20 protein-coding genes and 1 pseudogene are annotated in these 25926 nt (G+C 65.0%); 9 read left to right on the top strand and 12 right to left on the bottom strand.

Going from position 1 to position 25926, the window contains the following annotated elements:
* Window positions 1–17 precede the first annotated feature (17 nt).
* The 3 genes from NX782_RS24585 to NX782_RS24575 form a co-directional block, all read right to left on the bottom strand.
* Window positions 18–497 carry a YbhB/YbcL family Raf kinase inhibitor-like protein gene (locus NX782_RS24585; protein ID WP_258848133.1) on the bottom strand — a complete coding sequence of 160 codons (480 nt, stop codon included), beginning with the start codon at window positions 495–497 and terminating at the stop codon, window positions 18–20.
* A 103-nt stretch (window positions 498–600) separates the two neighbouring features.
* Window positions 601–2052: a DHA2 family efflux MFS transporter permease subunit gene (locus NX782_RS24580; RefSeq protein WP_258848130.1), complete on the bottom strand. Its 1452-nt coding sequence runs from the start codon at window positions 2050–2052 to the stop codon at window positions 601–603.
* 137 nt (window positions 2053–2189) lie between these two features.
* Window positions 2190–2747 carry an acyloxyacyl hydrolase gene (locus NX782_RS24575; protein ID WP_258848129.1) on the bottom strand — a complete coding sequence of 186 codons (558 nt, stop codon included), beginning with the start codon at window positions 2745–2747 and terminating at the stop codon, window positions 2190–2192.
* A gap of 109 nt (window positions 2748–2856) precedes the next feature.
* Here NX782_RS24575 and NX782_RS24570 point away from each other — a divergent pair, with 109 nt between their 5' ends.
* Window positions 2857–3759, top strand: coding sequence for an NAD(P)-dependent oxidoreductase (locus NX782_RS24570; RefSeq protein ID WP_258848128.1), 903 nt, complete (start codon window positions 2857–2859; stop codon window positions 3757–3759).
* A gap of 61 nt (window positions 3760–3820) precedes the next feature.
* Here NX782_RS24570 and NX782_RS24565 read toward each other — a convergent pair whose 3' ends face one another.
* A complete protein-coding gene (locus NX782_RS24565; protein WP_258848127.1) occupies window positions 3821–5011 on the bottom strand; it encodes a M20 aminoacylase family protein in 1191 nt (396 codons plus the stop codon).
* A 126-nt stretch (window positions 5012–5137) separates the two neighbouring features.
* Between NX782_RS24565 and NX782_RS24560 the strand changes: the two genes are divergently transcribed.
* The 4 genes from NX782_RS24560 to NX782_RS24545 all read left to right on the top strand — a co-directional run bounded on the left by NX782_RS24560 (window position 5138) and on the right by NX782_RS24545 (window position 12088).
* Window positions 5138–7216, top strand: coding sequence for a molybdopterin-containing oxidoreductase family protein (locus NX782_RS24560; protein ID WP_258848126.1), 2079 nt, complete (start codon window positions 5138–5140; stop codon window positions 7214–7216).
* Between the two features lie 138 nt (window positions 7217–7354).
* Entirely contained in the window at window positions 7355–8482 is a 1128-nt protein-coding gene (locus NX782_RS24555; RefSeq protein ID WP_258848125.1) for an aminopeptidase, read from the top strand.
* Window positions 8483–8624: 142 nt separating this feature from the next.
* Window positions 8625–10307, top strand: coding sequence for a long-chain fatty acid--CoA ligase (locus tag NX782_RS24550; RefSeq protein ID WP_258848124.1), 1683 nt, complete (start codon window positions 8625–8627; stop codon window positions 10305–10307).
* 107 nt (window positions 10308–10414) lie between these two features.
* The gene (locus NX782_RS24545; protein WP_258848123.1) at window positions 10415–12088 is read left to right on the top strand and encodes a long-chain-fatty-acid--CoA ligase; all 1674 of its coding nucleotides are present in this window, start codon (window positions 10415–10417) and stop codon (window positions 12086–12088) included.
* Between the two features lie 148 nt (window positions 12089–12236).
* On the opposite strand, the gene NX782_RS24540 is transcribed toward NX782_RS24545, so the two are convergent.
* Together NX782_RS24540 and NX782_RS24535 are read right to left on the bottom strand one after the other, a co-directional pair.
* Window positions 12237–13820 carry an alkaline phosphatase D family protein gene (locus tag NX782_RS24540; protein WP_258848122.1) on the bottom strand — a complete coding sequence of 528 codons (1584 nt, stop codon included), beginning with the start codon at window positions 13818–13820 and terminating at the stop codon, window positions 12237–12239.
* Between the two features lie 11 nt (window positions 13821–13831).
* The gene (locus tag NX782_RS24535; RefSeq protein ID WP_258848121.1) at window positions 13832–14266 is read right to left on the bottom strand and encodes an acyl-CoA thioesterase; all 435 of its coding nucleotides are present in this window, start codon (window positions 14264–14266) and stop codon (window positions 13832–13834) included.
* A gap of 62 nt (window positions 14267–14328) precedes the next feature.
* Here NX782_RS24535 and NX782_RS24530 point away from each other — a divergent pair, with 62 nt between their 5' ends.
* The 3 genes and pseudogenes from NX782_RS24530 to NX782_RS24520 all read left to right on the top strand — a co-directional run bounded on the left by NX782_RS24530 (window position 14329) and on the right by NX782_RS24520 (window position 18377).
* Entirely contained in the window at window positions 14329–16179 is a 1851-nt protein-coding gene (locus NX782_RS24530) for an ABCB family ABC transporter ATP-binding protein/permease (RefSeq protein WP_258848120.1), read from the top strand.
* 9 nt (window positions 16180–16188) lie between these two features.
* Window positions 16189–17061, top strand: coding sequence for a Kdo hydroxylase KdoO (kdoO, locus tag NX782_RS24525; protein WP_258848119.1), 873 nt, complete (start codon window positions 16189–16191; stop codon window positions 17059–17061).
* Between the two features lie 166 nt (window positions 17062–17227).
* Window positions 17228–18377 (top strand): annotated as a pseudogene (locus NX782_RS24520) (glutathione-independent formaldehyde dehydrogenase).
* An 87-nt stretch (window positions 18378–18464) separates the two neighbouring features.
* Here the strand turns inward: NX782_RS24520 and NX782_RS24515 are convergent.
* The 4 genes from NX782_RS24515 to NX782_RS24500 all read right to left on the bottom strand — a co-directional run bounded on the left by NX782_RS24515 (window position 18465) and on the right by NX782_RS24500 (window position 22919).
* Entirely contained in the window at window positions 18465–19070 is a 606-nt protein-coding gene (locus NX782_RS24515) for a hypothetical protein (protein ID WP_258848118.1), read from the bottom strand.
* A gap of 10 nt (window positions 19071–19080) precedes the next feature.
* Complete coding sequence (locus NX782_RS24510) at window positions 19081–20265, bottom strand: zinc-dependent alcohol dehydrogenase (RefSeq protein WP_258848117.1); 1185 nt, start codon at window positions 20263–20265, stop codon at window positions 19081–19083.
* A gap of 178 nt (window positions 20266–20443) precedes the next feature.
* Window positions 20444–21532 carry a type II asparaginase gene (locus NX782_RS24505; RefSeq protein WP_258848116.1) on the bottom strand — a complete coding sequence of 363 codons (1089 nt, stop codon included), beginning with the start codon at window positions 21530–21532 and terminating at the stop codon, window positions 20444–20446.
* Window positions 21533–21647: 115 nt separating this feature from the next.
* Window positions 21648–22919 (bottom strand): dicarboxylate/amino acid:cation symporter, encoded by a 1272-nt coding sequence (locus tag NX782_RS24500; RefSeq protein ID WP_258848115.1) that lies wholly within the window; start codon window positions 22917–22919, stop codon window positions 21648–21650.
* 198 nt (window positions 22920–23117) lie between these two features.
* Here NX782_RS24500 and NX782_RS24495 point away from each other — a divergent pair, with 198 nt between their 5' ends.
* On the top strand, window positions 23118–23843 hold the full coding sequence (locus NX782_RS24495) for an amino acid ABC transporter ATP-binding protein (protein ID WP_258848114.1): 726 nt from the start codon (window positions 23118–23120) through the stop codon (window positions 23841–23843).
* Here the strand turns inward: NX782_RS24495 and NX782_RS24490 are convergent, their stop codons facing one another.
* Together NX782_RS24490 and NX782_RS24485 are read right to left on the bottom strand one after the other, a co-directional pair.
* Window positions 23844–25040 carry a sensor histidine kinase gene (locus NX782_RS24490; protein WP_258848113.1) on the bottom strand — a complete coding sequence of 399 codons (1197 nt, stop codon included), beginning with the start codon at window positions 25038–25040 and terminating at the stop codon, window positions 23844–23846.
* Window positions 25041–25103: 63 nt separating this feature from the next.
* Window positions 25104–25868 carry a GntR family transcriptional regulator gene (locus NX782_RS24485; RefSeq protein ID WP_258848112.1) on the bottom strand — a complete coding sequence of 255 codons (765 nt, stop codon included), beginning with the start codon at window positions 25866–25868 and terminating at the stop codon, window positions 25104–25106.
* Window positions 25869–25926: the final 58 nt, after the last annotated feature.

Raw genomic sequence — 25926 nt, 5'->3', positions numbered from 1 at the left:
TCAGCGCGCTCTCTTTTTCAGCGTCCTCTCTTCTGATACGTCCCGATCAATTCGCCCTGCGTCAGCACGTGTCCCTGCATCGCCTTTTCCAGCTCCGCCTTGGTCGGATGTCCCGGATCCGGCAGCACCACATCCAGCGCGTAGAGCTTGTGCACGTAACGGTGGCGCCCCGTCGGCGGACATGGCCCGCCGTAACCACTCTTCTTCCAGTCGTTCAGACCGGTGCGCGTACCTGGCGGCAGATCCGTGCCGCGCACGCTCGACGGCAGGCTGACCGCAGAGATCGGGATGTTGTAGAGCACCCAATGCACCCAGGTCATCGTCGGCGCTGCGGGATCGGGTGCGTCGGGATCGTCGACGATCAGCGCGAAGCTCTTCGTGCCCGGCGGCGCGCCTGACCAGGACAGGGCGGGTGCGGTATCGGTGCCTTCGCAGGTGTGAACGGCCGGGATGCTCCCTCCCGCATCGAAGTTTGCCGAGACAAGGGATAGGCTCATTGCGAGGTCCTCCTCATGCTTCGACAGCATGCCGCCATCCGGGTTGCAGCTTCCCGCTTAACGGCATCAAGCCTGCAGTTCGGGCCGCAGTTCAGGCCGCAGTTCAAGCTTGAGACAAGGGCGCCGAATCCTGCGCGCTGGCTTCCTGCGCTTGTGGTTTGCCGCGGCTGATGCTTTCGCCGTCGCCGCGGCGCAAACGCCAGAACACGAGCGAGGACAGCATCGTCGTGATTGCCAGTGCGAGGAAGGCGTGGTGCAGGGCCGAGGTCACCATTACCTGGTCGGTTTGCGGTACCCTTCCCAGGAACCAGCCGGTGACCAACGACCCGCTGGCCAGGCCGAAGCTCATCGAGAGCTGCTGGAAGGAACTGGCGATCGTGCTGGCCATGCTCGAGTCCTTCTGCGCGACATCCGCATAGGCCAGCGTGTTCATGCTCGAGAACTGCAGCGAATTGAAGAAGCCCTGCAGCAGGCCGATGCCGGCGATCGCATACCAGGGCGTGCCCGGGCCCACCAGCGTGAACAGGGCGATCGTCAGGCCGATGCAGATCGTGTTCACGATCAGTACCTGGCGGTAGCCGAAGCGCGCCAGCACCTTCGGCGCGATCAGCTTCATGCCCATCGCGGCGGCTGCGGTCGGCATCATCAAGAGACCCGACTGCCAGGCCGGCAATTTGAGACCCAGCTGGTAGAGCAGCGGCAGCAGGAAGGGCAGGCCGCCGATGCCGAGGCGGGTGATGAACCCGCCCAGCACGGAAATGCGGAACGTGCGGACCTTCAGCAGCGCCAGCCGAAGCAGCGGGAACTCTTCCTTGTTCGCATGCCAGACATAGGCCGCCAGTAGCGCCACCGACAGGCCCAGCATCAGCATCATGGTCACCATGTCCAGCGTGTGCTCGCCGAAGATCTCCAGCAGCCAGGACAGCAACGCCGTTCCCGAACTGAACAGGATCAAGCCGATCACGTCCAGCGGGCGCGGCTCGGCGCCCTTGTAGTCGGGCATGTAGCGGAACACCAGGAACAGCGCCAGCAGGCCGACCGGCACATTGACGAAGAAGATGGCCCGCCACGAGGCCCAGTGCACGATCAGGCCGCCCACCGTCGGGCCCAGCAGCGGGCCGATCAGGGCCGGCAGGATCACGAAGTTCATCGCGCCCAGCAGCTCGCTCTTGGGAAAGGTGCGGATGATGGCGAGGCGCCCGACCGGCATCATCATCGCGCCGCCCAGGCCTTGCAGCAGGCGCGCGAAGACCATCATCTCGGCGTTCACCGATAGCCCGCACAGGACCGAGGCGAGCGTGAAGATGGCGATGGCGGTGCCGAACACGCGCCTGGTGCCGAAACGGTCGGCCATCCAGCCGCTCACGGGGATGCCCACGGCAAGGCTGAGGATGTAGCTGGTGACGACGGACTTCAGGCTCAGCGGCGTGACGTTCAGGCTGGCCGCGATGCTGGGGATGGCGGTGTTGACGATGGTGGCGTCGAGCTGCTCCATGAACAGGGCAGTCGCCACCAGCCAGGGAAGGTAGCTCTTGACGGTGCTGGTATCGGTCATGGGACGATTGTCACATAAACGATCCGACGCCGACGCCAGCCACGGACGTCATTCCTGCGGAGGCGGGAATCCATACAGAGCCAACCTGGCCCGCTCAGCATGGGCCCCCGCCTGCGCGGGGGCGACGAAACAGGGGATCAGTAGTGGTAGCTGGCCTTCACCATCAGCAGATTCACGCCGCCGTTCGGATGCTTGATACCGCCATTCGAATAATGCTGCAGACGCGCGCCCAGCTCCCATTTATTCGCGAACACGTAGCCGACGCCGACGTGGTCCGCGAATTCATACGCGGTCGACAGCTGGCGGTGGGTGTTGCGGTACACGTCCGAGAACAGGGCGGCGCCGATGCCGGCGTCGGCATAGAAACCGAGCTTGTTGTCCGCTTCCCAGCGGAACACCGGGGTCAGGCCGATCACCGCCAGGTTATGGCTGTTGTTCGGCAGGTCCAGCCAGCGGTTGGCGCGCCAGTAGGCGATGTTGGCATCCCAGTAGCCCGACAGGTGGTAGCCGCTGGTGGCGAACCAGTTCTTGTTCCAGTCCTTCTGGGCCGACAGGCGCAGGACCTGCACGTGTTCGCCGCCGCCGGCTTCCACGGAATAGCCATCGACCAGGCCGTGCTGGGCGTGCGCCGACTGTGCTGCGAACAGGGCAAGTGCTGCGGCGATCGGGGCCGCGATTTTCTTGATGGAGAACATCTTCTTATTCCTTTCGATTGACGAATCCAGCTATTTTAACGAGGTCCGCGTTTTGACGTGGCCGGCCCGTCAATTGTTAGAATCGAACGATATGGAAAACGACACCACCATGACCCTCCCGACCCTGGCATTTCTCGGCATCGGCCTGATGGGCCGCCCGATGGCAAGCCGTCTGGCGCAGGCTGCGTATCCGGTGCGCGCCTGGAACCGCACCCATGCGAAAGCCGAGGCGCTGCGCGCGAGCGGCGCCCAGCCCTGCGCGCAACTGCACGACGCCGTCAGGGATGCCGACATCGTCATTTCGATCCTCGAAGCGGGAGCGACCGTCGACGAAGTACTGGCGGCGGCGCTGCCGGCGCTGAAGCCGGGCAGCCTGTGGATCGACATGAGTTCCACCCGCCAGGACGAAGCGCTGGCTTTCCATGCGCGCTTGACGCAGGCCGGTTGCCGCTTCATCGATGCCCCCGTGTCCGGCGGCGTGCTGGGTGCCGAAGCGGGCAGCCTCGCCATCATGGCTGGCGCCGATCCCGCCGACTTCAGCGAAGCACAGCCAATATTGGCGGCGATGGGCAATCCGAAATGCGTCGGGCCGGTCGGCAGCGGCCAGGTCGCCAAGCTGTGCAACCAATTGATCGTCGGCGCCACCATCAACATCGTGGCCGAGGCACTGTTGCTGGCCGAAGCCGCGGGCGCCGATCCGGCCGCGGTGCGCGAAGCGATCCGTGGCGGCTTTGCCGGCAGCCGCGTGCTGGAGGTGCATGGGCAGCGCATGCTGGAGCGCAATTTCGTGCCCGGCGGCCAGGTCAAGACGCAGTTGAAGGACCAGCGCAACATCCTCGCCGCCGCGGCAGGGGCGGGCATCACGCTGCCGGTGACGGCGCTGGTGACGCGGCAGTACGAAAGCATCGAGAAAGACCTGCCGGCGGCCGATCACTCGGCGGCGCTGATTGCGCTGGAGCGGATGAATCCGGGGCAGCGCCTCGGAAGCAAAGCCGATACGCTGCCGGAATAGCGAGCGAACTTGGGGCCCCCGCCTGCGCGGGGGCGACGCGTTACCGAGCGGGGGCGACGCGTTAACGCGGCAAGCTCATCTCCACCAGCCGCACCCAGTAGCTGGCCCCGATTGGCAACAGCTGGTCATTGAAGTCATAACTGCCGTTATGCAGCTGGCATGGGCCGAGCCCATGGCCGCCCAGGCGGTGCGCGCCATCGCCGTTGCCGAGGAAGACGTAGCAGCCGGGCTTGGCCTGCAGCATGAAGGCGAAGTCCTCGGCGCCCATGGTCGGTTCGACATTGGCGTCGACATTCTCCTCGCCCACCACCGCCTTCATGGCCTCGATCGCGAAGGCGGTCTGCGCGGCGTGGTTCACCAGCGGCGGGTAATTGCGCTTGAACGAAAAATCGACGCCCGCATTGAAGGCGCTGGCCACGCCGGCCGCGATTTCCTGCATGCGGCGCTCGACCAGGTCCAGCACCTCGGTGGTGAAGGTGCGCACGGTACCGATCAGCACCGCTTCGTCCGGGATCACATTGGTGGCGCTGCCGGCGTGGATCTGGGTGATCGACAGCACGGCGGTGTCCAGCGGGTTCTTTTCGCGCGAGACGATGGTCTGCCAGGCTTGCGCGATCTGCACCGCCACCATCACCGGGTCGATGCCGCGGTGCGGCTGGGCGGCGTGGGCGCCCTTGCCCTTCACGACCACGCGGAACTCGTTACTGGACGCCATCATCGGCCCGGCGACGACGCCGAACTTGCCGGCCGCCATACCCGGCCAGTTGTGCAGGCCGTACACGGCATCCATCGGAAAGCGTTCGAACAGGCCGTCGGCGATCATGCGGCGGGCGCCGGCGCCGCCTTCCTCGGCTGGTTGAAAGATCAAGTAGACCGTGCCGTCGAAGTTGCGGTTCTGCGACAGATAGTGGGCTGCACCCAACAGCATCGCTGTATGTCCGTCATGACCGCAAGCATGCATCTTGCCGGCGTGGCGCGACGCGTGCTCAAATGTGTTGAGTTCCTGCATCGGCAGCGCATCCATGTCGGCGCGCAGGCCGATCGCACGTTCGGACGTGCCGTTCTTGATGATGCCGACGACGCCGGTGACGCCCAGGCCGCGCACGACCTCGATGCCCCAGTCGGTCAGGCAACGCGCCACCACGTCGGCGGTGCGTTGTTCCTCGTAGCAGAGTTCGGGATGGGCGTGGATGTCGCGGCGGATCGTTTCCAGTTGGGCCTGCTGGGCCAGGATGGGTTCGACTAGTCTCATACGTTCTCTCCCTATGTTTTTGAACTATTGTAGCCCTTCCGCCGCAGACCTTGCCAGTGCCGGCACAGGGGCCTCAGGAATCGTCTAAACTATTGGTTTCTCGACGTTTTTCCCGGATCCGATTCAATGACCAAGACCCTTGTCAGGGCGACATGCCCGCACGACTGCCCCGATACCTGCGCCATTCTCGTCACCGTCGAGGATGGCGTCGCGACCGAGGTCAAGGGCGATCCGGACCACCCGACCACGGCCGGGGTGCTGTGCACCAAGGTCTCGCGCTACGTCGACCGCACTTATCACCCGGACCGCCTGCTCACGCCCATGCGCCGCGTCGGCAGGAAGGGCGAAGGCAAGTTCGAGCCGATCACCTGGGAACAGGCGTTGGACGAGATCGCGGCACGCTTGACGCCGATTGCCGAGCGCGACCCGCAGGCGATCCTGCCCTACAGCTATTGCGGCACCATGGGCCTGGTCCAGGGCGAGGCGATGGCGATGCGCTTCTTTAACAAGCTGGGCGCCTCCTTCCTCGACCGCACCGTCTGCGCGACCGCCGGTTTTACGGGTTACAAATACACCATCGGTGGTTCGATCGGCACCGACATCGAACAGTTCCAGGATGCGAAGCTGATCCTCATCTGGGGCGGCAACCCGATCGCCTCGAACCTGCATTTCTGGATGCGCGTGCAGGAAGCCAAGCGCCGCGGCGCGAAGCTGATCGCCATCGACCCCTACCGCTCGCTGACGGCCGAGAAGTGCCACCAGCACATCGCCGTCATGCCGGGCACCGACAGCGCGCTGGCGCTGGGCATGATGCACGTGCTGGTCAAGGAAAACCTGCTCGACCACGACTACATCGCCCAGCACACGCTCGGCTTTGCGCAACTGAAGGACCGCGTGGCCGAATGGACACCGGAACGCACCGCCGAGACCTGCGGCATCACTGCCGAGGAAGTGGTGAACCTGGCGCGCGAATATGGCCAGACCGCGATGCGCGGCGAGCCGGTCGCGATCCGCATGAACTACGGCCTGCAGCGCGTGCGCGGCGGCGGCATGGCCGTGCGCAACATCGCCTGCCTGCCGGCGCTGGTGGGCGCCTGGCGCCACGCGGCCGGCGGCGTGCAGCTGTCGACCTCGGGCTCCTTCCCGGCCAACAAGCTGGCGCTGCAGCGTCCGGACCTGCTGCGCGGACGCCTGCCGCGCACCATCAACATGAACACCATCGGCGACGATCTCTTGCGCGAAGCGGCGCCGGAATTCGGCCCGAAGATCGAAGCCGTCATCGTCTACAACGCGAACCCGGTGGCGATCGCGCCCGATTCGTCGAAGGTGCAGCGCGGCTTCGAGCGCGAGGACCTGTTCACGGTGGTGCTGGAACACTTCCAGACCGACACCGCGGACTACGCCGACATCCTGCTGCCGGCCACCACCCAGCTCGAACACGTCGATGCCCACCTGGCCTATGGCCACCTGTACATGATGGCGAATAACGCGGCGATTGCGCCGCTGGGCGAAGCCAAGCCGAATACCGAGATCTTCCGCCTGCTCGCCAGGCGCATGGGCTTTACCGACCCGGTGTTCGACGAGACCGACGACGAGCTGGCCGCGCAAGCCTTCAACAAGCAGGACGCGCGCGCCGTGCACTTCGACTGGGAATCGCTGAAGCGCACTGGCTGGAGCAAGCTGAACATGCCGGCGGCGCCCTTCGCGGAAGGCTGCTTCCCTACGCCTTCCGGCAAGTGCGAGTTTTACTCCGAATCGATGCTGCACGACGGCCTCGATCCGCTGCCGACGTATATTGCGAATTACGAATCCGTGGCGTCCAACCCCGAACTGGCAGAGAAATATCCGTTGGCGATGATTTCTCCGCCGGCCAGGAACTTCCTCAACTCAACCTTTGTCAATGTCCAGAGCCTTCGCGCCACCGAGGGCGAGCCTCACCTGGACATCCATCCCGTCGACGCCGCATCGCGCGGCATCGAGCACGGCGAGATGGTGCGCATCTTTAACGACAGGGGCGCGTTCGTCGCGCGCGCCCGTGTCACGCCCAAGGCGCGGGCCGGCCTCGTGGTCGGCCTGTCGATCTGGTGGAAAAAGCTCGCCAGCGACGGCAAGAACGCCAACGAAGTAACCAGCCAGCGCCTGACCGACATGGGCCGGGCGCCGACCTTCTACGACACGCTGGTGCAGGTGGAGAGGGCATCTTGATAAACCTACTGCGCGTCGGATTTTCGTCCTGCGATGCTCGCCGTACCGGAAGTACGGCTGCGCTTCTCGGACGAAACTCCTTCCGCTCGCTACGGTTTCTCAAGACGCCTCTAGGCCGCGCCATGATGAACCTGACAAATGAAACTTTCGCGAATCACCCCGCGGCTCCGTGCCGTGCTCCTTGCGGGCACGGCAGCGGGGCTGCTGGCCAGCTGCTCCACGCTGAACTACTACTCGCAGGCGGCCCAGGGCCAGCTTGAACTCCTGTCGGACGCCCGTCCGATCGACGACTGGATCGCCGACCCCGGCACCAGCTCCAAACTGCGTCTCCGCCTGGAGACCGCGCGCCAGATCCGCCGCTTCGCCGTTAGCGAAATGGCATTACCAGATAACAACAGCTACAAGAACTACGCCTCCCTCAAGCGCCCCTACGTGCTGTGGAACGTGGTCGCCACGCCCGAACTGTCGCTGAAGCCCCTGCAGTGGTGTTTCCCGGTGGCCGGCTGCGTGAACTACCGCGGCTACTACAGCAAGGACGCCGCGCTGGCCTACGCGAAGGAGTTGAAGGCCGAGGGCAACGACGTCGAGGTCGGCGGCGTGCCGGCGTATTCGACGCTGGGCTGGTTCAGCGATCCCTTGATCTCCACCTTCATCAACTACCCGGACGCCGAACTGGCGCGCATGATTTTCCACGAACTGGCGCACCAGATCGTGTACGTGCAGGGCGACTCGCAGTTCAACGAATCCTTCGCCAGCACGGTCGAGGAAGCGGGCGTGGAACGCTGGATGGAGCGCTTCGGCAATCCGGCGATGCGCGACGCTTATGCGCGCTACAAGAGCCGCAAGCACGATTTCCTGGGCCTGCTGCTCAAGTACCGCAAGGCGCTCGAGCAGAATTACGGTGTGGTCGACCGCAGCGACAACGAAAAGCGCGCGGTCAAGGTGCGCCTGTTCCAGGAGCTGAAGGACGAGTACCAGGTCCTGAAGGGCAATTGGGGCGGCTATGCCGGCTACGACCGCTTCTTCGAGCAGCCTTTGTCGAACGCCCACCTGGCCTCGATCGCGACTTACGAGGACTTCGTGCCGGCCTTCCGCGCCATGCTCAAACGTGACGGCAGCTTTTCGCGGTTTTACAAGTCGGTCCGGCAACTGGCCGAGCTCGACCGCAAGGAGCGTCACCGCATCCTGAAGGCACTGGTGCCGCCGGCGCCGGCCGCGCCCCTGATGGTGCAGCGCAGCGATGCCCCGACCATGGGCGGACGCTAGAATTCATGTTCGAATTGCTTTAAAAATGCTTGCTATCGGGCGCGCTGCCCGATAGCATCATGGAAAGCAAACTCAGCACGACCGTGCGTTTTTTTCGGTTGGGCGGCCCACACAGAATAATTACACTGGAGACAGGCACCCGATGGACAAGATTTGGCTGAAGTCGTACCCGCCCGGCGTTCCCGCGGAAATCGATCCCGACCAGTATGGCTCGCTCGTGCAGCTGCTGGAGGAATCGTTCCAGAAGTACGCCTCGAACAACGCCTTTGTCTGCATGGACAAGTTCCTGACGTATGCGGAACTGGACAGCATGTCGAAGCGCCTGGCCGCCTGGCTGCAGAGCCGCGGCATGGCCAAGGGGGCACGCGTGGCGGTCATGATGCCGAACGTGCTGCAGTATCCGGTGGCGCTGGCCGCCATCCTGCGCGCCGGCTACACGGTGGTGAACGTGAACCCGCTGTACACCCCGCGCGAACTGGAGCACCAGCTGAAGGACTCGGGCGCCGAGGCCATCATCGTGCTCGAGAACTTCGCGCACACGCTGCAGGAGGTGATGGGCAAGACCCCGGTGCGCCACGTGGTGGTGGCGAGCATGGGCGAGATGCTGGGCGGCGCCAAGGGCATGCTGGTGAATTTCGTGGTCCGCAACGTCAAGAAGATGGTGCCGGAGTTCTCGCTGCCGAGCAGCGTGCGCTTCAAGGACGCGCTGGCGCAGGGCGCCAAGATGCCGTTCCAGAAAGCGGAGCTGAAGAGCAGCGACGTCGCCTTCCTGCAGTACACGGGCGGCACCACCGGCGTGTCGAAGGGCGCGACCCTGACGCACCGGAACGTGATCGCCAACCTGCTGCAGGGCGAGGCGTGGTCCGCGGTGGCGATGAACCAGGAGCCGGTGGTCGAGTTCCCGACCATCGTCTGCGCGCTGCCGCTGTACCACATCTTCGCGCTGACGGTGTGCGCGCTGTGGGGCATGCGGGTGGGGGCGCTGAACGTCCTGATCCCGAACCCGCGCGACATCCCGGGCTTCATCAAGGAGCTGGGCAAGTACAAGTTCAACTCGCTGCCGGCGGTGAACACGCTGTACAACGCGCTGGTCAACCATCCGGACTTCAAGCACCTGGATTTCTCGGGCCTGAAGCTGGCGAACGGCGGCGGCATGGCGGTGCAGCAGGCGGTGAACGACCAGTGGAAAGCCGTCACCGGCAAGCACATCATCGAAGGCTACGGCCTGTCGGAGACCTCGCCGGTGGCCACCGCGAACCGCTGCGACATCTCGGCCTTCACCGGCACGATCGGCCTGCCGATCCCGTCGACCGAGGTGGCGATCCTGGACGACGACGGCAAGGAACTGCCGATCGGCAGCGTCGGCGAGATCGCGATCCGCGGTCCACAGGTGATGGCCGGTTACTGGAACCGTCCGGATGAAACGGCCAAGGTCATGACGGCGGACGGCTATTTCAAAACCGGCGACGTCGGCATCATGGACGAGAACGGGTACGTGAAGATCGTCGACCGCAAGAAGGACATGATCCTGGTCTCGGGCTTCAACGTCTACCCGAACGAACTGGAAGGCGTGATCGCGGCGCACCCCGGCGTGCTGGAATGCGCGGTGATCGGCGTGCCGGACGAACACTCCGGCGAGGCGGTCAAGGTCTTCGTGGTCAAGAAGGACCCGGGCCTGAGCGCCGAACAGCTGATGGACTACTGCAAGCGCGAGCTCACTGGCTACAAGAAGCCGAAGTACATCGAGTTCCGCAGCGAGCTGCCGAAGACGAACGTCGGCAAGATCCTGCGGCGCGCACTGCGCGAGGAAAAGCAGGCAGCGTAGTCTGAATTAAAACCGTCGTCCCCGCGCAGGCGGGGATCCAAGTTCGCTCTTGGGTCCCCACCTTCGCGGGGACGGCGTTTGTATAGATAGAAAAAAGAGGCAATAACATGGACAAATTCTGGCTGGATTCGTACGAGGCGGGCGTACCGTCGGAGATCGACTGGACCCAATACCGCTCCCTCACGCACCTGCTGGAGGAAGCCTTCCGCAAGTACGCGGACCGCAAGGCCTACGCCTGCATGGGCAAGTCCATGACGTTCGCCGAACTCGACAAGCTGTCCGGCCAGATGGCCGCCTGGCTGCAGAGCCGCGGCCTGCAGCCGGGCGCGCGCGTGGCGATCATGCTGCCGAACGTGCTGCAGTATCCGGTGGCGATGGCCGCCATCCTGCGCGCCGGCTACACCATCGTCAACGTCAATCCACTGTACACCGCACGCGAGCTGCAGCACCAGCTGAACGACTCGGGCGCCGAAGCCATCGTCGTGCTGGAGAACTTCGCGCACACGGTGGCCGAAGTGGTCGCCACCACCAAGGTCAAGCACGTCATCGTCGGCACCATGGGCGACCTGCTGGGCGCGAAGGGCATGATCGTCAACTTCGTGGTCCGCACGGTCAAGAAGATGGTGCCGGCCTTCTCGATCCCGGGCGCGGTGCCGTTCAAGCGCGTGCTGGCTGAAGGCGCGCGCCAGACCCTGAAACCGGTCCAGGTGGGCCATGACGACGTCGCCTTCCTGCAGTACACCGGCGGCACTACCGGCGTGTCGAAGGGCGCGGTTCTGCTGCACAAGCACGTGATCGCCAACGTGCTGCAGAACGAAGCCTGGTTCGGCCCGACGCTGGCCAAGGCCGGCGCCGACCTGCAGTTCGTGTGCGCGCTGCCGCTGTACCACATCTATGCGCTGACCGTCTGCGCCCTGCTGGGCCTGCGCGTGGGCGGCATGAACCTCCTGATCCCGAACCCGCGCGATATCGGCGGCTTCATCAAGGAACTGCGCGGCTACCGCATCAACGTCTTCCCGGCCGTGAACACCCTGTACAACGGCCTGCTGAACCATCCGGACTTCGCCAGCCTCGACTTCTCGGGCCTGCTGGTCTGCCCGGGCGGCGGCATGGCGGTGCAGAAGCCGGTCGCCGACAAGTGGCTGCAGCTGACCGGCATCCCGATCGTCGAGGGCTACGGCCTGTCCGAGACCTCGCCGGTGGTCTCCGCCAACCGCTGCGACATCACCGACTTCACCGGCACCATCGGCCTGCCGCTGCCATCCACCGAGATCCGCATCCTCGACGAAGCCAGCCAGGAAGTCCCGTTCGGCACCGCCGGCGAGATCGCCGTGCGCGGTCCGCAGGTGATGGCCGGCTACTGGCAGCGTCCGGACGAAACGGCCAAGGTCATGACCGCGGACGGCTTCTTCAAGACCGGCGACATCGGCATCATGAACGAGCAGGGCTACATCAAGATCGTCGACCGCAAGAAGGACATGATCCTGGTCTCGGGCTTCAACGTGTATCCGAACGAAGTCGAGGAAGTGGTCGCAAGCCACCCGGGCGTGCTGGAAGTGGCCTGCGTGGGCGTGCCTGACCAGCACTCGGGCGAGGCGGTCAAGCTGTACGTGGTCAAGAAGGACAAGGCGCTGACCAAGGACGACCTGCTGTCCTTCTGCAAGGAGCAGCTGACCGGCTACAAGCGGCCGAAGTACGTCGAGTTCCGCGACACGCTGCCGAAGACGAACGTCGGCAAGATCCTGCGGCGCGAGCTGCGGGATGAGAAGCAGACGGCCTGACCATATACCGTCGTCCCTCGCAATGATCTCGTCGTCCCCGCGCAGGCGGGGACCCAAGTTTGTTTGCGGTTTGCTAGCCTGCCTTGGATTCCCGCCTCCGCGGGAATGACGGTCAAGATCGCGGAAACGACGTTCACAAGCCGCAGGCCTAGATCGCCGTCATCTCCACCCCCGCCGTCCCACTCTCCACCCTGAAGGCCGCCAGCTCGCGCTGGCCGGTCTTCGGATCCCGCACCTCGTCCAGGCCCATGAACTGGACCCGCGTCTCTTTCGGCGTCACCGCCATCAGCATGTAGCCGCGCTTGTCGCTGCGGCCGTACTTGATGTGCGGGTTCATCGCCACGTATTGCGCGGTGCGCTGCTGCGGGCGCGAGTTCGAAGTCACCGAGGTGCCGACGAATTCGGTCGCGAGCACCGGGTTGTCTTTCGAGACGGGCCGGTTGAAGTCCGCGCGCAGTTCGCTCGCGTAGAAGGTATGGACGTCGCCGCCCAGCACCAGCGGATTGCGTGCGCGGCTGGACACCAGCGTGTCGAGCAGGCGTTTGCGCGCCGCCGGATAACCATCCCAGCCATCGGTCCAGAAGCGGCCATCGCCGGCCGCGGCGATCGGCAACTGGGTCGACTGCGCCATCAGGGTCTGCTGCGCCAAAATGTTCCAGCGCGCCTTCGACGATTGCAGGCCGCCGGTCAGCCAGGCTTCCTGCTCCCGGCCCAGCATCGTGCGCCGCGGGTCGAGCAGCGAAGGGCAGGCGCGCGGACCCACCGAATTCGAGCCGCCCAGGTTCTTGCCGGGACAGGCCTGCGCCGCGCGGTACTGGCGGTCGTCCAGCACGTGAAAGCGCGCCAGCCTGCCCCAGTCGTAGCGCTGGAACATGCGCACGCTGGCGAAGCTGCGCGGCGGCGGCAGGCGCAGCGGCATGTGCTCGTAAAAGGCCTGGTAAGCCGCCGCACGGCGCGCCGCGAAGTCCTGCGATAAACGCTCGTCGCGGTCGGCGGCGTAGTCGTTGGCGACTTCGTGGTCGTCCCAGGTCACGATCCAGGGCGCGACCAGATGCGCGGCCTGCAGGTCCGGATCGGTCTTGTACTGGGCATAGCGCTGGCGATAACTCTGCAAGTCGAACGACTCGTTCTGGCGCACGATACGCTCCCCCGGCTGCGGATGCTGCAGGCGAAAGGCGCCCCACTCGTAGATGTAATCGCCGAGGAAGGCGACCAGGTCCGGCTGGCTGTCGGCGATGTAGCGGTGCGCGGCATAGCTGCCGAATTCCCAGTGCTGGCAGGAAGCCACGGCCAGCTTCAGCAGGTCCGGCATGCTGCCGGCGGCGGGTGCGGTACGCGTGCGGCCGACCGGGCTGACGGCGTCGCCAAGCATGAAGCGGTACCAGTACCAGCGGTCCGGCTGCAGGCCGGTCACGTTCACGCGCACGCTGTGCGCCAGCTCGGGCGTCGCGACTGCGCTGCCCTTGGCGACGATCTTGCGGAAGGCTTGGTCCTGCGCCACCTCCCAGCGCAAGGGCACGGCGAGCGTCGGCGCCGAATGCGCATCGAGCGGATTCGGCAGAATACGGGTCCACAGGATCACCGAGTCCGGCAGCGGCGAACCGGAAGCCACGCCCAGGCTGAACGGATAGCCGGCCGCGTTCGACGGCGCGGCATGGACGATGCCGGAAGCGCTGACGGCCGCGGCCAGTCGCGCCGCATCCAGCAGGAACAGGCGGCGCGGCAGCGGCATCGTCGGGACGCTTAGTGCTCGATCAGCGAGTCGAGCGGCGGCAGCTGGCGCGGCTTGCGGTCCGGGCCGGTGGCGACGTAGGTGAGGGTGGCCTCGGTGACTTTCACGACGTTGGTCTGCAGGCGGTTGCGCTCGGCGTAGACTTCGACGTACACGGTGATCGAGGTATTGCCGACCTTGACCACGTCGGCGTAGAAGGACAGCAGGTCGCCGACGAACACCGGGTTCTTGAACAGGAAGGAATTCACGGCAATGGTGGCGACGCGGCCATTCGCGCGGCGCACGGCCGGCAGCGAGCCGGCGACGTCGACCTGGGCCATGATCCAGCCGCCGAACACGTCGCCGTAGACGTTGGCATCGGAGGGGGCAGGCATCATCCGCAGCACCGGCATCTTTCCTTCGGGCAGTCGGGTGGTGGATGGCGTCTGGTTTTCTGGCTGGGTCATCTTGAAATCTCGGTAAAAGCTACAATCGTCCCAGATTGAACCATAAATAGACAAACCCTGTCATGCGACGCTCTTCTCCAAGCTCTTCCTTACCCCCGGCCGGCGACCCGAATGCCAGGCGCAACGACTGGGCCGTGATCGGCACGCTGCTGCCTTACCTGTGGGTGTATAAATGGCGCGTGATGGCCGCGCTGGTCTGCCTGATCGGCGCCAAGGTCGCCAACATCGGCGTGCCGCTGGTGCTCAAGAATATCGTCGACAGCCTGAGCATCACACCCTCGCATCCCTACGCGCTGCTGGTGCTGCCGCTCGGCGCCTTGCTGGCCTACGGCGCGCTGCGCTTCTCGACCACGCTGTTCACCGAGCTGCGCGAATTCCTGTTCGCGCGCGTGACCCAGCGCGCGGTGCGCACCATCGCCTTGAAGGTGTTCCGCCACCTGCACGCGCTGTCGCTGCGCTTTCACCTGAACCGCCAGACCGGCGGCATGACGCGCGATATCGAGCGCGGCACGCGCGGCGTCAGCTCGCTGGTGTCCTATTCGCTGTTTTCGATCCTGCCGACGCTGGTCGAGATCACGCTGGTGCTGGGCTACCTGGCCGCGCGCTACGACAAGTGGTTCTCGATCATCACCGCCGCGGCGCTGGTCACCTACATCACCTTCACCATCGTGGTCACCGAATGGCGCACGCATTTCCGCCGCACGATGAACGAGCTCGATTCGAAGGCCAACACCAAGGCCATCGACTCGCTGATCAACTTCGAGACCGTCAAATACTTCGGCAACGAAGACTACGAAGCCAAGCGCTACGACGAAGGCCTGCAGAACTACGAGCGCGCCGCCGTGCGTTCGCAGACCTCGCTCTCCTTCCTGAATTCGGGCCAGTCCCTGATCATCGCCGCCGCCGTCACCGCGATCCTGTGGCGCGCCACGCAGGGCGTGATCGACCGCACGATGACCATCGGCGACCTGGTGCTGGTGAACGCCTTCATGCTGCAGCTGTACATTCCGCTCAACTTCCTGGGCGTGATCTACCGCGAGATCAAGCAGAGCCTGGCCGACATGGAGCGTCTGTTCGGCCTGCTGGAGCAGCACCGCGAGGTGGCCGATGCGCCGGATGCCAAGCCGCTCGTCACGCGCGGCGCCCAGGTCGCGTTCTCGCACGTCGAGTTCAATTACGACCCCAAGCGCCAGATCCTGTTCGACGTCGACTTCACGATCCCGGCCGGCACCACCACCGCCGTGGTCGGCCACAGCGGCTCGGGCAAGTCGACCCTGTCGCGCCTGCTGTTTCGCTTCTACGACGTGCAGCAGGGATCGATCAGCATCGACGGCCAGGACATCCGTCACGTGACCCAGGACTCGCTGCGCCACGCGATCGGCATCGTGCCCCAGGATACGGTGCTGTTCAACGACACCATCGAATACAACATCGCCTACGGCCGCCCGGGCGCCAGCCATGAAGACATCGTCGCCGCGGCGCGCGCGGCCTCGATCCACGACTTCATCGAGAGCCTGCCCGACGGCTATGCGACAATGGTGGGTGAGCGCGGCCTGAAGCTGTCCGGCGGCGAAAAGCAGCGCGTGGCGATCGCGCGCACGCTGCTGAAGAACCCGGCGATCCTGATCTTCGACGAAGCGACGTCCGCACTGGACTCGAAGTCGGAGCAGGCGATCCAGACGCAGCTGAAGGAAATCGCGAAGCAGCGCACCACCCTGGTGATCGCGCACCGCCTGTCGACCATCGCCGACGCGCACCAGATCCTGGTGCTCGACCACGGCCGCATCGTCGAACGCGGCACGCATGGACAGCTGCTCGCGCAGCGCGGGCTCTACCAACAAATGTGGGACCGGCAGCAGGCAAGGCAGGACGAAGACCTCGCATCGCCGCCGCTGGAACTCGAACAAGACTAGGATATAACAATGGAAAACCAGATCGTCGAGATCGACATGGCCGACCTTGGCCACGGCAATCCGGCCTGGATCGCCGCGCTGGAAGCGGGCAAGGTGCTGTACTTCCCGAACTTCGCCCAGCACGGCTTCGCACCGAAGAAGGAAGAGCTGGCGCTGTTCCGCGAAGACATCCGCGACCCCAAGGTCCGCAACATCAGCCTCGACCCTGCCGGCAGCTTGAGGGGCGTGGTCGGCGACGAGGCCACGCAGGCGCTGGCGACCGGCATGGTCAAGCGCTTCCGCGACGAGGCGGAAAGCCTGCTGGGCCACCTGGTGCCGCGCTACACCGAACACCTGCGCCGCGGCTCGGCCAGCTTCCGGCCCTCGAAAGTCGAGACCCGCGTGCAGTCCTGGCGCGCCGACGACCGCCGCCTGCACGTCGACGCTTTCCCGTCCCGCCCGAACCGCGGCGAGCGCCTGCTGCGCGTGTTCACCAACGTGAACCTGGAAGGCGTGCCGCGCGTGTGGCGCGTGGGCGAACCGTTCGAAGATGTAGCGCGCCGCTTCCTGCCGCGCGTGAAGCCCTACGTGGCGTGGCAGGCGAAAGCCTTGAACGCGCTGCACGTGACCAAGTCGCTGCGCAGCGAGTACGACCACCTGATGCTGCAGCTGCACGACGCCATGAAGTCCGACCTCGACTACCAGAAGAACGCGCCGCAGGTCAGCTTCGGCTTCCCGCCGGGCTGCGCCTGGGTGTGCTTCTCGGACCAGGCCTCGCACTCGGTGATGTCGGGGCAGTTCATGATGGAATACACGGCGCAGCTGTCGCCGGCGCAGCAGTACGACAAGGACGCGAGTCCGCTGGCGATCCTGACCAGGCTGCAGGGGCACGCGCTGGTTTGACGCGAGTACTGCCGGCAATCGCCAATTGCTATTGTGCGCCTTCTGTCTATCATGAATAGATAGTCCCGCGGGTGAGCGCCTGCGGGTTTCGCCGACAGACCGCCGGGACGTAGCGTTGCGTCCGTTATGCGGGGCAGCCTCTCCTGGCGAAGCACAGGAGCAGATCATGAAAGCAGTTGTCTATCGCGGCCCCAATCAGGTCGCCGTCGAAGACGTGCCGGACCCCAAGATCGAACGTCCGACAGATGCCATCGTCAAGATCACCAGCACCAACATCTGCGGGTCCGACCTGCACATGTACGAAGGCCGGACCGACTTCGAGCAGGGCCGCGTCTTCGGCCACGAGAACCTCGGCGTCGTGCTGGAAGTCGGGCCGGCCGTGGAACGGCTCAAGCCCGGCGACTGGGTCTGCATGCCCTTCAATATCAGCTGCGGCCATTGCAAGAACTGCGAACGCGGCCTGACCAATTACTGCCTGAACGCGAACCAGCCGGGCGTGGCCGGCGGCGCCTTCGGCTTTGCCGACATGGGGCCATAGCAGGGCGGCCAGGCCGAATACCTGCGCGTGCCCTGGGCCGACTTCATGTGCCTGAAGCTGCCGCCGGACGCGGAGCAGAAGCAGGCCGACTACGTGATGTGCGCCGACATCTTCCCGACCGGCTGGCACGCCACCGAACTGGCCGGCATGAAGCCCGGGGACGCGGTGGTCATCTACGGCGCCGGCCCGGTGGGCTTGATGGCCGCGCACTCGGCGATGATCAAGGGCGCCTGCAGCGTGATGGTGGTCGACTGCCATGCCGACCGGCTCAAGCTGGCCGAATCGATCGGCGCGATCGCGATCGATTATTCGAAGGAAGACCCGGTGCAGCGCGTCATGGACCTGACGCACGGGCTCGGCGCGGACGTGGGTTGCGAATGTGTCGGCTACCAGTGCCACGACCACCATCATCACCGCCAGGAGCGTCCCAACCTTACGATGAATAACCTGATCAACTCCGTCAAGTTCACCGGCGGAATCGGGGGGGGGCGGCGTATTCGTACCGCAGGACCCGAACGGTTCGGACGCATTGGAGAAAGAGGGCAAGCTCGCGCTCGACTGGGGCATGCTCTGGTTCAAGGGGCAGCGCGTTGCCACCGGCCAGTGCCCCGTCAAGGCCTACAACCGGCAACTGCGCGACCTGATCCACGCCGGCCGCGCCAAGCCTTCGTTCATCGTGTCCCATGAGTTGAAGCTCGACCAGGCGCCGGACGCCTACAAGCACTTCGATCAGCGCGAACATGGCTGGACCAAGGTGATCCTGCATCCCGGCTCCTAGTGGAACAGCGCGGTCAGCGGAAAAGCCCCGCGATCGTAGGGTGAACGCGGGGTGGCAATGCGTCCGGTCGGCCCGGGCGTTACGAGGTCAGTAGCGCCTGCTGCGGTTCCGCAGGGCGATGAATCCGTACACCACCGCAGTGGCGATGAGCGTCTTGCGCACCAGCCCGGCCGGGTTGTGGCGCAGTTCGGACCGGATGCCCATTTCCTTGAGCACGTTCGGCACGTGGCCCTGGGACAGATCCTCGACGATGCCTTCGACCATGCTGACGCGGTCGGCGGCGATCAGCATCAGCCAGTGGCGCAGGTCGTTTTCCGGCAACTTGTAGGCCAGGCGCCGGATCGCGCCCGACAGCCACTTCGGGGGCTCGGCCGTGCCGAAGACCGGCGTGATGCCCGGTCGCTCCGGCGAACAGAACACCTCGACGGTCTGCGCCTGCTGTACCGGCTGCCCCTCCGGCACGTGGATGAAGCGTGGCGGCGTGCGCTCCATTGGAATGGCCGGACGGTTCTTGTGGTCGAGGTCCGAACCCCAGCCGGGGATGCGCTGCAGTTGTTCGCGGGGCGGACTGTGCCGGTTCAGATCGTGGTCGATCTGGCGCTCGTAGTTCACATGGCCGTGGTGTTGCGGGTTGCGCCGCTGCTCGGCAAGATCGCGGCGGGCGATGTCGCGCTGGGCGATTTCGTTGTTCATGGCGGCTCCTTCAATGAATGACGCTGGTCGCCATCGAGCGCGCCGAGCCGGCACGCGGGGGAATCAGCACGGGTTTGATGCAGTGGTCGTACTTGCTCGAGAAGATGTGGTACGCGTCCGAAGCCTCCTCCAGCGGTACCCGGTGGGTGATGATTTCTTTCGGGTTCAGGTGCCCCTGGCGGATGTGCTCGATCAGGTGCGGCACATGGCGCTTGACGGCCGCCTGGTTCATGCGCATCGTGATGCCCTTGTTCAGCGCGTTGCCGATCGGGACGGCGTTGAAGGTCGGCCCGTAGACGCCGACGATCGACACGTTGCCGGCCTTGCGTACCGAGTTGATGGCCCAGAACAGCGCGGTCGCCGCGCCTGCCTGCAGCATGGTCCAGCGCCCGGTGACGGTCTGGGCCAGGCTGCCGGACGCTTCGCAGCCGACGGCATCGATGCACGCGTCCGCGCCCAGCCAGTCGGTCATCTTCTTGATCTGCAAGGCCACGTCGCCCACCTCGCGGAAATTGATGACTTCGGCGGGGGCGTAGCGCCGCACGAAATCGAGCCGGTAGTCGATATGGTCGACCACGATGACGCGGCCGGCGCCGAACAGCCAGGCTGACTTGGCGGCGAAGATGCCCACCGGGCCGGCGCCGAACACCACCACGGTGTCGCCTTCATGGATGTCGGCCATCTCGGCCGCCTGGTAGCCGGTCGGCAGCGCATCGGTCAGCAGCACCGCGTCGTCGTCGACGATATCCTCCGGCACCTTGTACGGTCCGACGTCGGCCATCGGCACGCGCACGAACTCGGCCTGGCCGCCATCGTAGCCGCCGGTGGTGTGCGAATAACCGTAGATGCCGCCTACCGCGGTCGCTTCCGGATTGACGTTGTGGCAGTTGCTGTACAGCTCGCGGTCGCAGAAGAAGCATGAGCCGCAGAAGATGTTGAACGGCACCAGCACGCGGTCGCCCGGCTTGAGCGTCTCGACCGCCGAGCCGACCTCTTCGACGATGCCGACGAACTCATGGCCGAAGGTGTGCCCGATGCGGGTGTCGGGTACCAGCCCGTGGTACAGGTGCAGGTCCGAGCCGCAGATACAGGCGCGTGTCACGCGGACGATGGCGTCGCCTGGATGTTCGATCACGGGATCCGGTTTTTGCGATACCCGAATCCGGTATGGACCACGAAAGTTGGTTGCTAGCATAAAACCTCCTGTCAGGAATGTTCCGCGCTCTGCACATGCGGCGGCGGCGCAAAGAAGGTTTGACACTAAAGAGGCGATATGTGCGCGAAAAGCCGCTGGTCGTACAACCCATAAAAAAATGCCGTTCAGGGCGAACTGAACGGCATTTTCGGCGATGCGGGCTGTACCCACGCAAGCATCAGTACGTATAGAACATCCGCTGGATCTCTTTGGTATTCGCAGTCCTGGTCAGCGCCAGCATCAGCAGGATGCGCGCCTTCTGCGGATTCAAGGTATCCGACACCACGAAGTCCAGCTCATCGTCATTGGCCTCGCCGTTGCGTGCCACGATGCCCTGGCCCACGCGGCTGGAACGCACGATGACCACGCCGTTCTTGCGCGCGGCGGACAGTGCCGGGCGCACCTTGGTCGGCAGGCTGCCGTCGCCGACGCCGGCGTGGATCAGGCCCTTGGCGCCGGCGGCGACGAAGGCGTTGACCGCGGTCGGGCCGACGTTGGCATAGGTGTAGGCGATTTCCACCGCCGGCAGGGCGTCGAGCTTCGAAATGTCGAACTCGGTGTCCACGGTGTGCTTGCGGGTCGAGGCGCGGTAGAAGTGCGGCTGGTTGCCGACCACGTAGCCCAGCAGGCCCAGTTCGGTGGCCTTGAAGGTGTCGGTGGTGGTCGTGTTGGTCTTGCTGACGTCGCGCGCGGCGTTGATCTGGTCGTTCATCACCACCAGCACGCCCTTGCCGACGGCTTCCTGGCTGCCGGCGGTCAGCACCGCGTTGTACAGGTTGATCGGGCCGTCGGCCGAGATCGCGGTCGATGGGCGCATCGCGCCAACCACCACCACCGGCTTCCGGCTCTTGACGACCAGGTTCAGGAAGTAGGCGGTTTCCTCGATCGTATCGGTGCCGTGGGTGATCACGATGCCGTCCACGTTCGGCTGCGCCAGCAGCGCGTTGACGCGCTTGGCCAGGGTCAGCCACTGCTCGTTGCCCATGTTTTCGCTGGCGATCTGGAAGACCTGCTCGCCGCTGACATGGGCGACCTTCTGCAGCTCGGGCACGGCGTTGATCAGGGCCTGCACGCCGACCGTGGCGGCGGTGTAGCCGACGGTGGTAGTGCTGGTCGCGCCGGTGCCGGCGATGGTGCCGCCGGTGGCCAGGATTACCACGTTCGGCAGTTTGGCCGGGGCTGCGGTCTGGGCCTGGGCGTGTGCGGCCAGCGCGAACAGGCAGAGGAACAGCGCGAACAGCGTACGCGCGGATTTCAGGTGGGTCATGTGGTCTCCGTAAAAGCGTCGTCCCCGCGAAGGCGGGGACCCAAGTTCTGCGTGCGCTAACGAAACGCTTACGAGCTTGGGTCCCCGCCTGCGCGGGGACGACGGAATCAAAAAATCAGCGCAGCGGCGAGGTGGCGATATCCTTGTCGGCCGCGGTCGGGTTGGTCAGCTCGCCCTCCCACTTCGCGACCACGGCGGTGGCAATGCCGTTGCCGATCACGTTGGTGGCCGAACGCGCCATGTCCAGGAAGTGGTCGATGCCCAGCAGGAGCAGCAGGCCGGCTTCCGGGATCTGGAACTGGTTCAGGGTCGCGGCGATCACCACCAGCGAAGCGCGCGGCACGCCGGCCATGCCCTTCGAGGTCAGCATCAGCACCAGCATCATCGTGATCTGGGTCGACAGCGGCACTTCGATGCCGTAGGCCTGAGCGATGAAGATGGTGGCGAAGGTGCAGTACATCATCGAGCCATCGAGATTGAACGAATAACCGATCGGCAGCACGAAGGCGGCCAGGCGGTTCTTGACGCCGAAGCGCTCCAGGCCTTCGAGGGTCTTCGGGAACGCCGCTTCCGACGAGGCGCAGGTGAAGGCCAGGATGGTCGGCTCGCGCAGTTCGCGCACCAGCTGCAGGATGCGCGGGCCGACGAACAGGACGCCGATACCGATCAGCAGGATCCACAGCAGCGCGATGCCGAGGTAGAACTCGCCCATGAACACGCCATAGGTCGACAGCACGCCGACGCCGCTCTTGGCGATCACGCTGGCCACCGCTGCGAACACCGCGATCGGCGCGAAGTTCATCACGTAGCCGGTCACCTTCAGCATCACGTGCGCGGCGCCGTCGATGGCGTCGATCAGCGGCGTGGCGCGCGCGCCGACGGCGGCGGCGCCGGTACCGAAGAAGATCGAGAAGATCACGATCTGCAGGATCTCGTTCTTGGCCATGCCGTCCACGATCGAGGCCGGCACCAGGTGGGTGATGAATTCCTTGAGCGTCAGGCCGGTAACGGCGATACCCGACGATTCCGTCACGGCCGGCAGGTGGCCGGCGGCGGCCATCGCATCGCCCGGACGGAACAGGTTCACCAGGATCAGGCCCAGGGTCAGCGACAGGATCGAAGCGATGACGAACCAGCCCAGCGCCTTGACGCCGATGCGTCCGACTTCCGAGGCGTCGCCCATCTTGGCGATGCCGACCACCAGGGTCGAGAACACCAGCGGCGCGATGATCATCTTGATCAGGCGGAGGAACAGGGTAGTCACCAGCGACAGCGTGTCGGCGAAGCCGGCCGGGTTTTCCAGATAATTGTGTGCGGCGTAGCCGACGGCGATGCCGAGCACCAGCCCCACGAGGATGTAAGTGGTCAGGCGGTTTCGATTCTTCATAGGGCTTCCTTCTGGTGATGGCGGCGCGGCGGAAGCAGGGGAGATCGTCCGTCCCGTTCCGGGGGCTGATCGGTCAAAATACGCGTGGTTTTGTCCGACATGCCAATTGGTACTGATATCTTGACAAGTTCCGCAGTATCCTAGGGGCGGATGGTGCTGTCAAGCACGCTCAAACGCATACAACACGCACATAAGCACATGATTGAAATAGACAATGTCAGCAAGTGGTACGGCAGCTTCCAGGTGCTCGCCGACTGCAGCACGCGGGTCGAACGCGGCGACGTCGTGGTCGTGTGCGGCCCCTCCGGTTCCGGCAAGTCGACCCTGATCAAGACCGTCAATGGCCTCGAACCCTTCCAGCAGGGCAGCATCCGCGTCGACGGCACCGCGGTCGGCGACCCGGCCACCCGCCTGCCGGCGCTGCGCGCGAAGATCGGCATAGTGTTCCAGAACTTCGAGCTGTTCCCGCACCTGTCCGTGCGCGACAACCTGAATCTGGCGCAGGTGAAGGTGCTGAAGCGCTCGCGCGACGAAGCCACCGCCAACGGCCTCAAATACCTGGAGCGGGTCGGCCTGCTGGCGCACCAGGACAAATTCCCCAACCAGCTCTCGGGCGGCCAGCAGCAGCGGGTGGCGATCGCGCGGGCGCTGGCGATGGACCCGGTTGCGATGCTGTTCGACGAGCCGACCTCCGCGCTCGACCCGGAGATGGTGGGCGAGGTGCTGGACGTGATGACGGGCCTGGCCCAGGACGGCATGACGATGATGGTGGTGACCCACGAGATGGGCTTTGCGCGCCGGGTGGCCGACCGCATCCTGTTCATGGACCAGGGCCGCATCGTCGAGGAAAGCAGCAAGGACGCGTTCTTCAACGCGCCGAAGTCGGAACGGGCGCGCGAATTCCTCGCGCGGATCATTCACTGATCAAGCACCAAGCGCGGCAAGGTCCAGCCGGCGTACCTTGTAAATGAAAGAGGTCGCCGCGTCCGAAGTGAGCACTTCGATGCTGCCGCCATGCGCCCGCGCGATCTCGGACACGATGAACAGTCCCAGGCCCAGGCCTTCATGGGTCACCTTCGCGGCGCCGCGCCAGAACGGCTTGAACAGCTGGCGCTTGACCTCGTCCGGGATCCGCGGGCCGGCATTCGTGACCGTCAGCTGGAACACGCCGTTTTCCTCGCCGACGCAGACGCGCACGGGGCGCAGCGGGTCGCCGTGCACCAGCGCGTTGTTGAGCAGGTTCGACAGCATTTGCCGCATCCGGTCGCTGTCGCACAACAGGCCGGGCACGGGCTGCAGCTGCGCGTCGATACGATGTTCGGGGTAGAGGCTGCGCATGACCTCGATGACCTCCCCGAAAACCAGGTGCAGCTCGTCCTCGCGCCGTAGCTCGACGTCGATGTCGCCGCCCATGCGGCCGTGCGTGAAGTCGACCACGTTGTCGACTAGGGAGGAAATGCGGTCTGCGCTGCGTCCGATATGGTCGAGCAGGGCCCGCATCGCGCTGTCGGGCTGCTTGCGCTTGCCGACTTCCACCGCCATCGCAATCGAGTCGAGCGGCGCGCGCAGGTCGTGTCCGAGTACGGCGATGAGCTGCTCGCGCAGTTCTGCGGTGTCACGTTCGTCGGCCAGCAGGCCGCGGGTGTCGGTCAACTGCGCGTCGGCTTCCATCTGCAGCGAGATCAGTTGGGCGAACAGGGTCATGCTGGAGGTGATCGCCGGGGTCGACAGCTTGGCCGGCTTCGGATCGAGCCCGCACAGGGTGCCGAAATAGCTGCCATCCTGACGGAAGATCGGGATCGAGATGTAGCTCTCGAAGCCATAAATGCGCGGGGTGTGATGATTGCAATAAGTAGCGCTGGCGCTCACATGGTCGATGATGATCGCCTTGCGGGTGTCGCGCACTTCCTCGCACAGGGTCGTCGTGACGTCCAGTTCGGCGCCGACTTTGAGGCCGAAATTCAGCTTGTCCAGCACCGCGCAGGCATGCCAGCTGTTCAGCGTGACGCGCGCGATGCCGACGAAACCCAGGCCGGTGATGGCGGCAACCGTTTCGAGGATGGTGGGAACCGCGGCGATTTCCTGGATCGAGCGGATATCCTGTGCGACCGTGTACTGCATGTGCGGGTTCCCCCCGTTGGCTTCAGAAAATCCATATGCTAGCACTGCGGCGCCGGCAGGCGATCATTCGCCCGGGGTACGGAGGGTGCTTTCCTCGTGCGCAAAGTACTCGTGGTTGTCGGTCAGGACATACGAGTGGCGCAGCTCGACCACTTCGTCGCGGAAGGTCATGGCGCGGCGCACGATGTGCAGCAGCGGGGTGTCCTCGGCGATGCCGAGCAGGGCGGCCACATCGGCACTGGCGCCGACCGCGTCCAGACGCTCCTCGGTGCGCAGCACGGCCACGTCGAACTCGTCCTGGTACAGTTGGTAGAGCGTGGTGCGGCGCTCGCGCACCTGTTCTTCACTCATCCCGGCGAAGAACCGCTCCGGCAGGAAAATCTCGTCGACGATGACGGCCCGCCCGCCCAGGCCAAGACGGTTCAGGATACGCACCACCTTGGCGCCGCGCGCGACGCCCAGCCGCTTGGCGCCGTCGGCGTCGACCTTCTCGCGCGACAGGCGGATGAACTCGACCTTCGGATATTCCTTCTGCCCGGTCTTCGGGCAGATGTGGAAGAAGCCGAACATGTAGCGGTCCTGGCTGTGCGAGGCGACGAAGGTGCCGCGACCCTGGTGGCGGATCAGGATGTTCTCGGCGGTGAGCTCGTCCACGGCCTTGCGCAGTGTGCCGACGCTGACGCCGAAGCGTTCGCACAGGCGCTTCTCGGCCGGAACCGGCTCGCCCGGCTTCCATTCACCGTCGCGCAGCGCCTCCATGATCTTGTGCTTGACCTCCCGGTAGAGAGGCATGCCGAGGGCGACGTCGGAGCGGAAGACTTGGTCCATGATGTAGAGGCGATGTGTGCGCTGAAATTGGCTGTGCCGATAAAGGGATCATACCGCA

It is taken from the genome of Massilia norwichensis (genome assembly GCF_024753245.1).
Taxonomy (GTDB): domain Bacteria; phylum Pseudomonadota; class Gammaproteobacteria; order Burkholderiales; family Burkholderiaceae_D; genus Telluria; species Telluria norwichensis.
The sequence above is the reverse complement of the archived record's forward strand: the minus strand, read 5'-3'. Positions and strand labels throughout refer to the sequence as shown.

Coding starts and splice junctions, on each gene's coding strand:
- NX782_RS24585 (WP_258848133.1), bottom strand. CDS start 497: ATGAGCCTATCCCTTGTCTCGGCAAACTTCGATGCGGGAGGGAGCATC.
- NX782_RS24580 (WP_258848130.1), bottom strand. CDS start 2,052: ATGACCGATACCAGCACCGTCAAGAGCTACCTTCCCTGGCTGGTGGCG.
- NX782_RS24575 (WP_258848129.1), bottom strand. CDS start 2,747: ATGTTCTCCATCAAGAAAATCGCGGCCCCGATCGCCGCAGCACTTGCC.
- NX782_RS24570 (WP_258848128.1), top strand. CDS start 2,857: ATGACCCTCCCGACCCTGGCATTTCTCGGCATCGGCCTGATGGGCCGC.
- NX782_RS24565 (WP_258848127.1), bottom strand. CDS start 5,011: ATGAGACTAGTCGAACCCATCCTGGCCCAGCAGGCCCAACTGGAAACG.
- NX782_RS24560 (WP_258848126.1), top strand. CDS start 5,138: ATGACCAAGACCCTTGTCAGGGCGACATGCCCGCACGACTGCCCCGAT.
- NX782_RS24555 (WP_258848125.1), top strand. CDS start 7,355: ATGAAACTTTCGCGAATCACCCCGCGGCTCCGTGCCGTGCTCCTTGCG.
- NX782_RS24550 (WP_258848124.1), top strand. CDS start 8,625: ATGGACAAGATTTGGCTGAAGTCGTACCCGCCCGGCGTTCCCGCGGAA.
- NX782_RS24545 (WP_258848123.1), top strand. CDS start 10,415: ATGGACAAATTCTGGCTGGATTCGTACGAGGCGGGCGTACCGTCGGAG.
- NX782_RS24540 (WP_258848122.1), bottom strand. CDS start 13,820: ATGCCGCTGCCGCGCCGCCTGTTCCTGCTGGATGCGGCGCGACTGGCC.
- NX782_RS24535 (WP_258848121.1), bottom strand. CDS start 14,266: ATGACCCAGCCAGAAAACCAGACGCCATCCACCACCCGACTGCCCGAA.
- NX782_RS24530 (WP_258848120.1), top strand. CDS start 14,329: ATGCGACGCTCTTCTCCAAGCTCTTCCTTACCCCCGGCCGGCGACCCG.
- kdoO (WP_258848119.1), top strand. CDS start 16,189: ATGGAAAACCAGATCGTCGAGATCGACATGGCCGACCTTGGCCACGGC.
- NX782_RS24515 (WP_258848118.1), bottom strand. CDS start 19,070: ATGAACAACGAAATCGCCCAGCGCGACATCGCCCGCCGCGATCTTGCC.
- NX782_RS24510 (WP_258848117.1), bottom strand. CDS start 20,265: ATGCTAGCAACCAACTTTCGTGGTCCATACCGGATTCGGGTATCGCAA.
- NX782_RS24505 (WP_258848116.1), bottom strand. CDS start 21,532: ATGACCCACCTGAAATCCGCGCGTACGCTGTTCGCGCTGTTCCTCTGC.
- NX782_RS24500 (WP_258848115.1), bottom strand. CDS start 22,919: ATGAAGAATCGAAACCGCCTGACCACTTACATCCTCGTGGGGCTGGTG.
- NX782_RS24495 (WP_258848114.1), top strand. CDS start 23,118: ATGATTGAAATAGACAATGTCAGCAAGTGGTACGGCAGCTTCCAGGTG.
- NX782_RS24490 (WP_258848113.1), bottom strand. CDS start 25,040: ATGCAGTACACGGTCGCACAGGATATCCGCTCGATCCAGGAAATCGCC.
- NX782_RS24485 (WP_258848112.1), bottom strand. CDS start 25,868: ATGGACCAAGTCTTCCGCTCCGACGTCGCCCTCGGCATGCCTCTCTAC.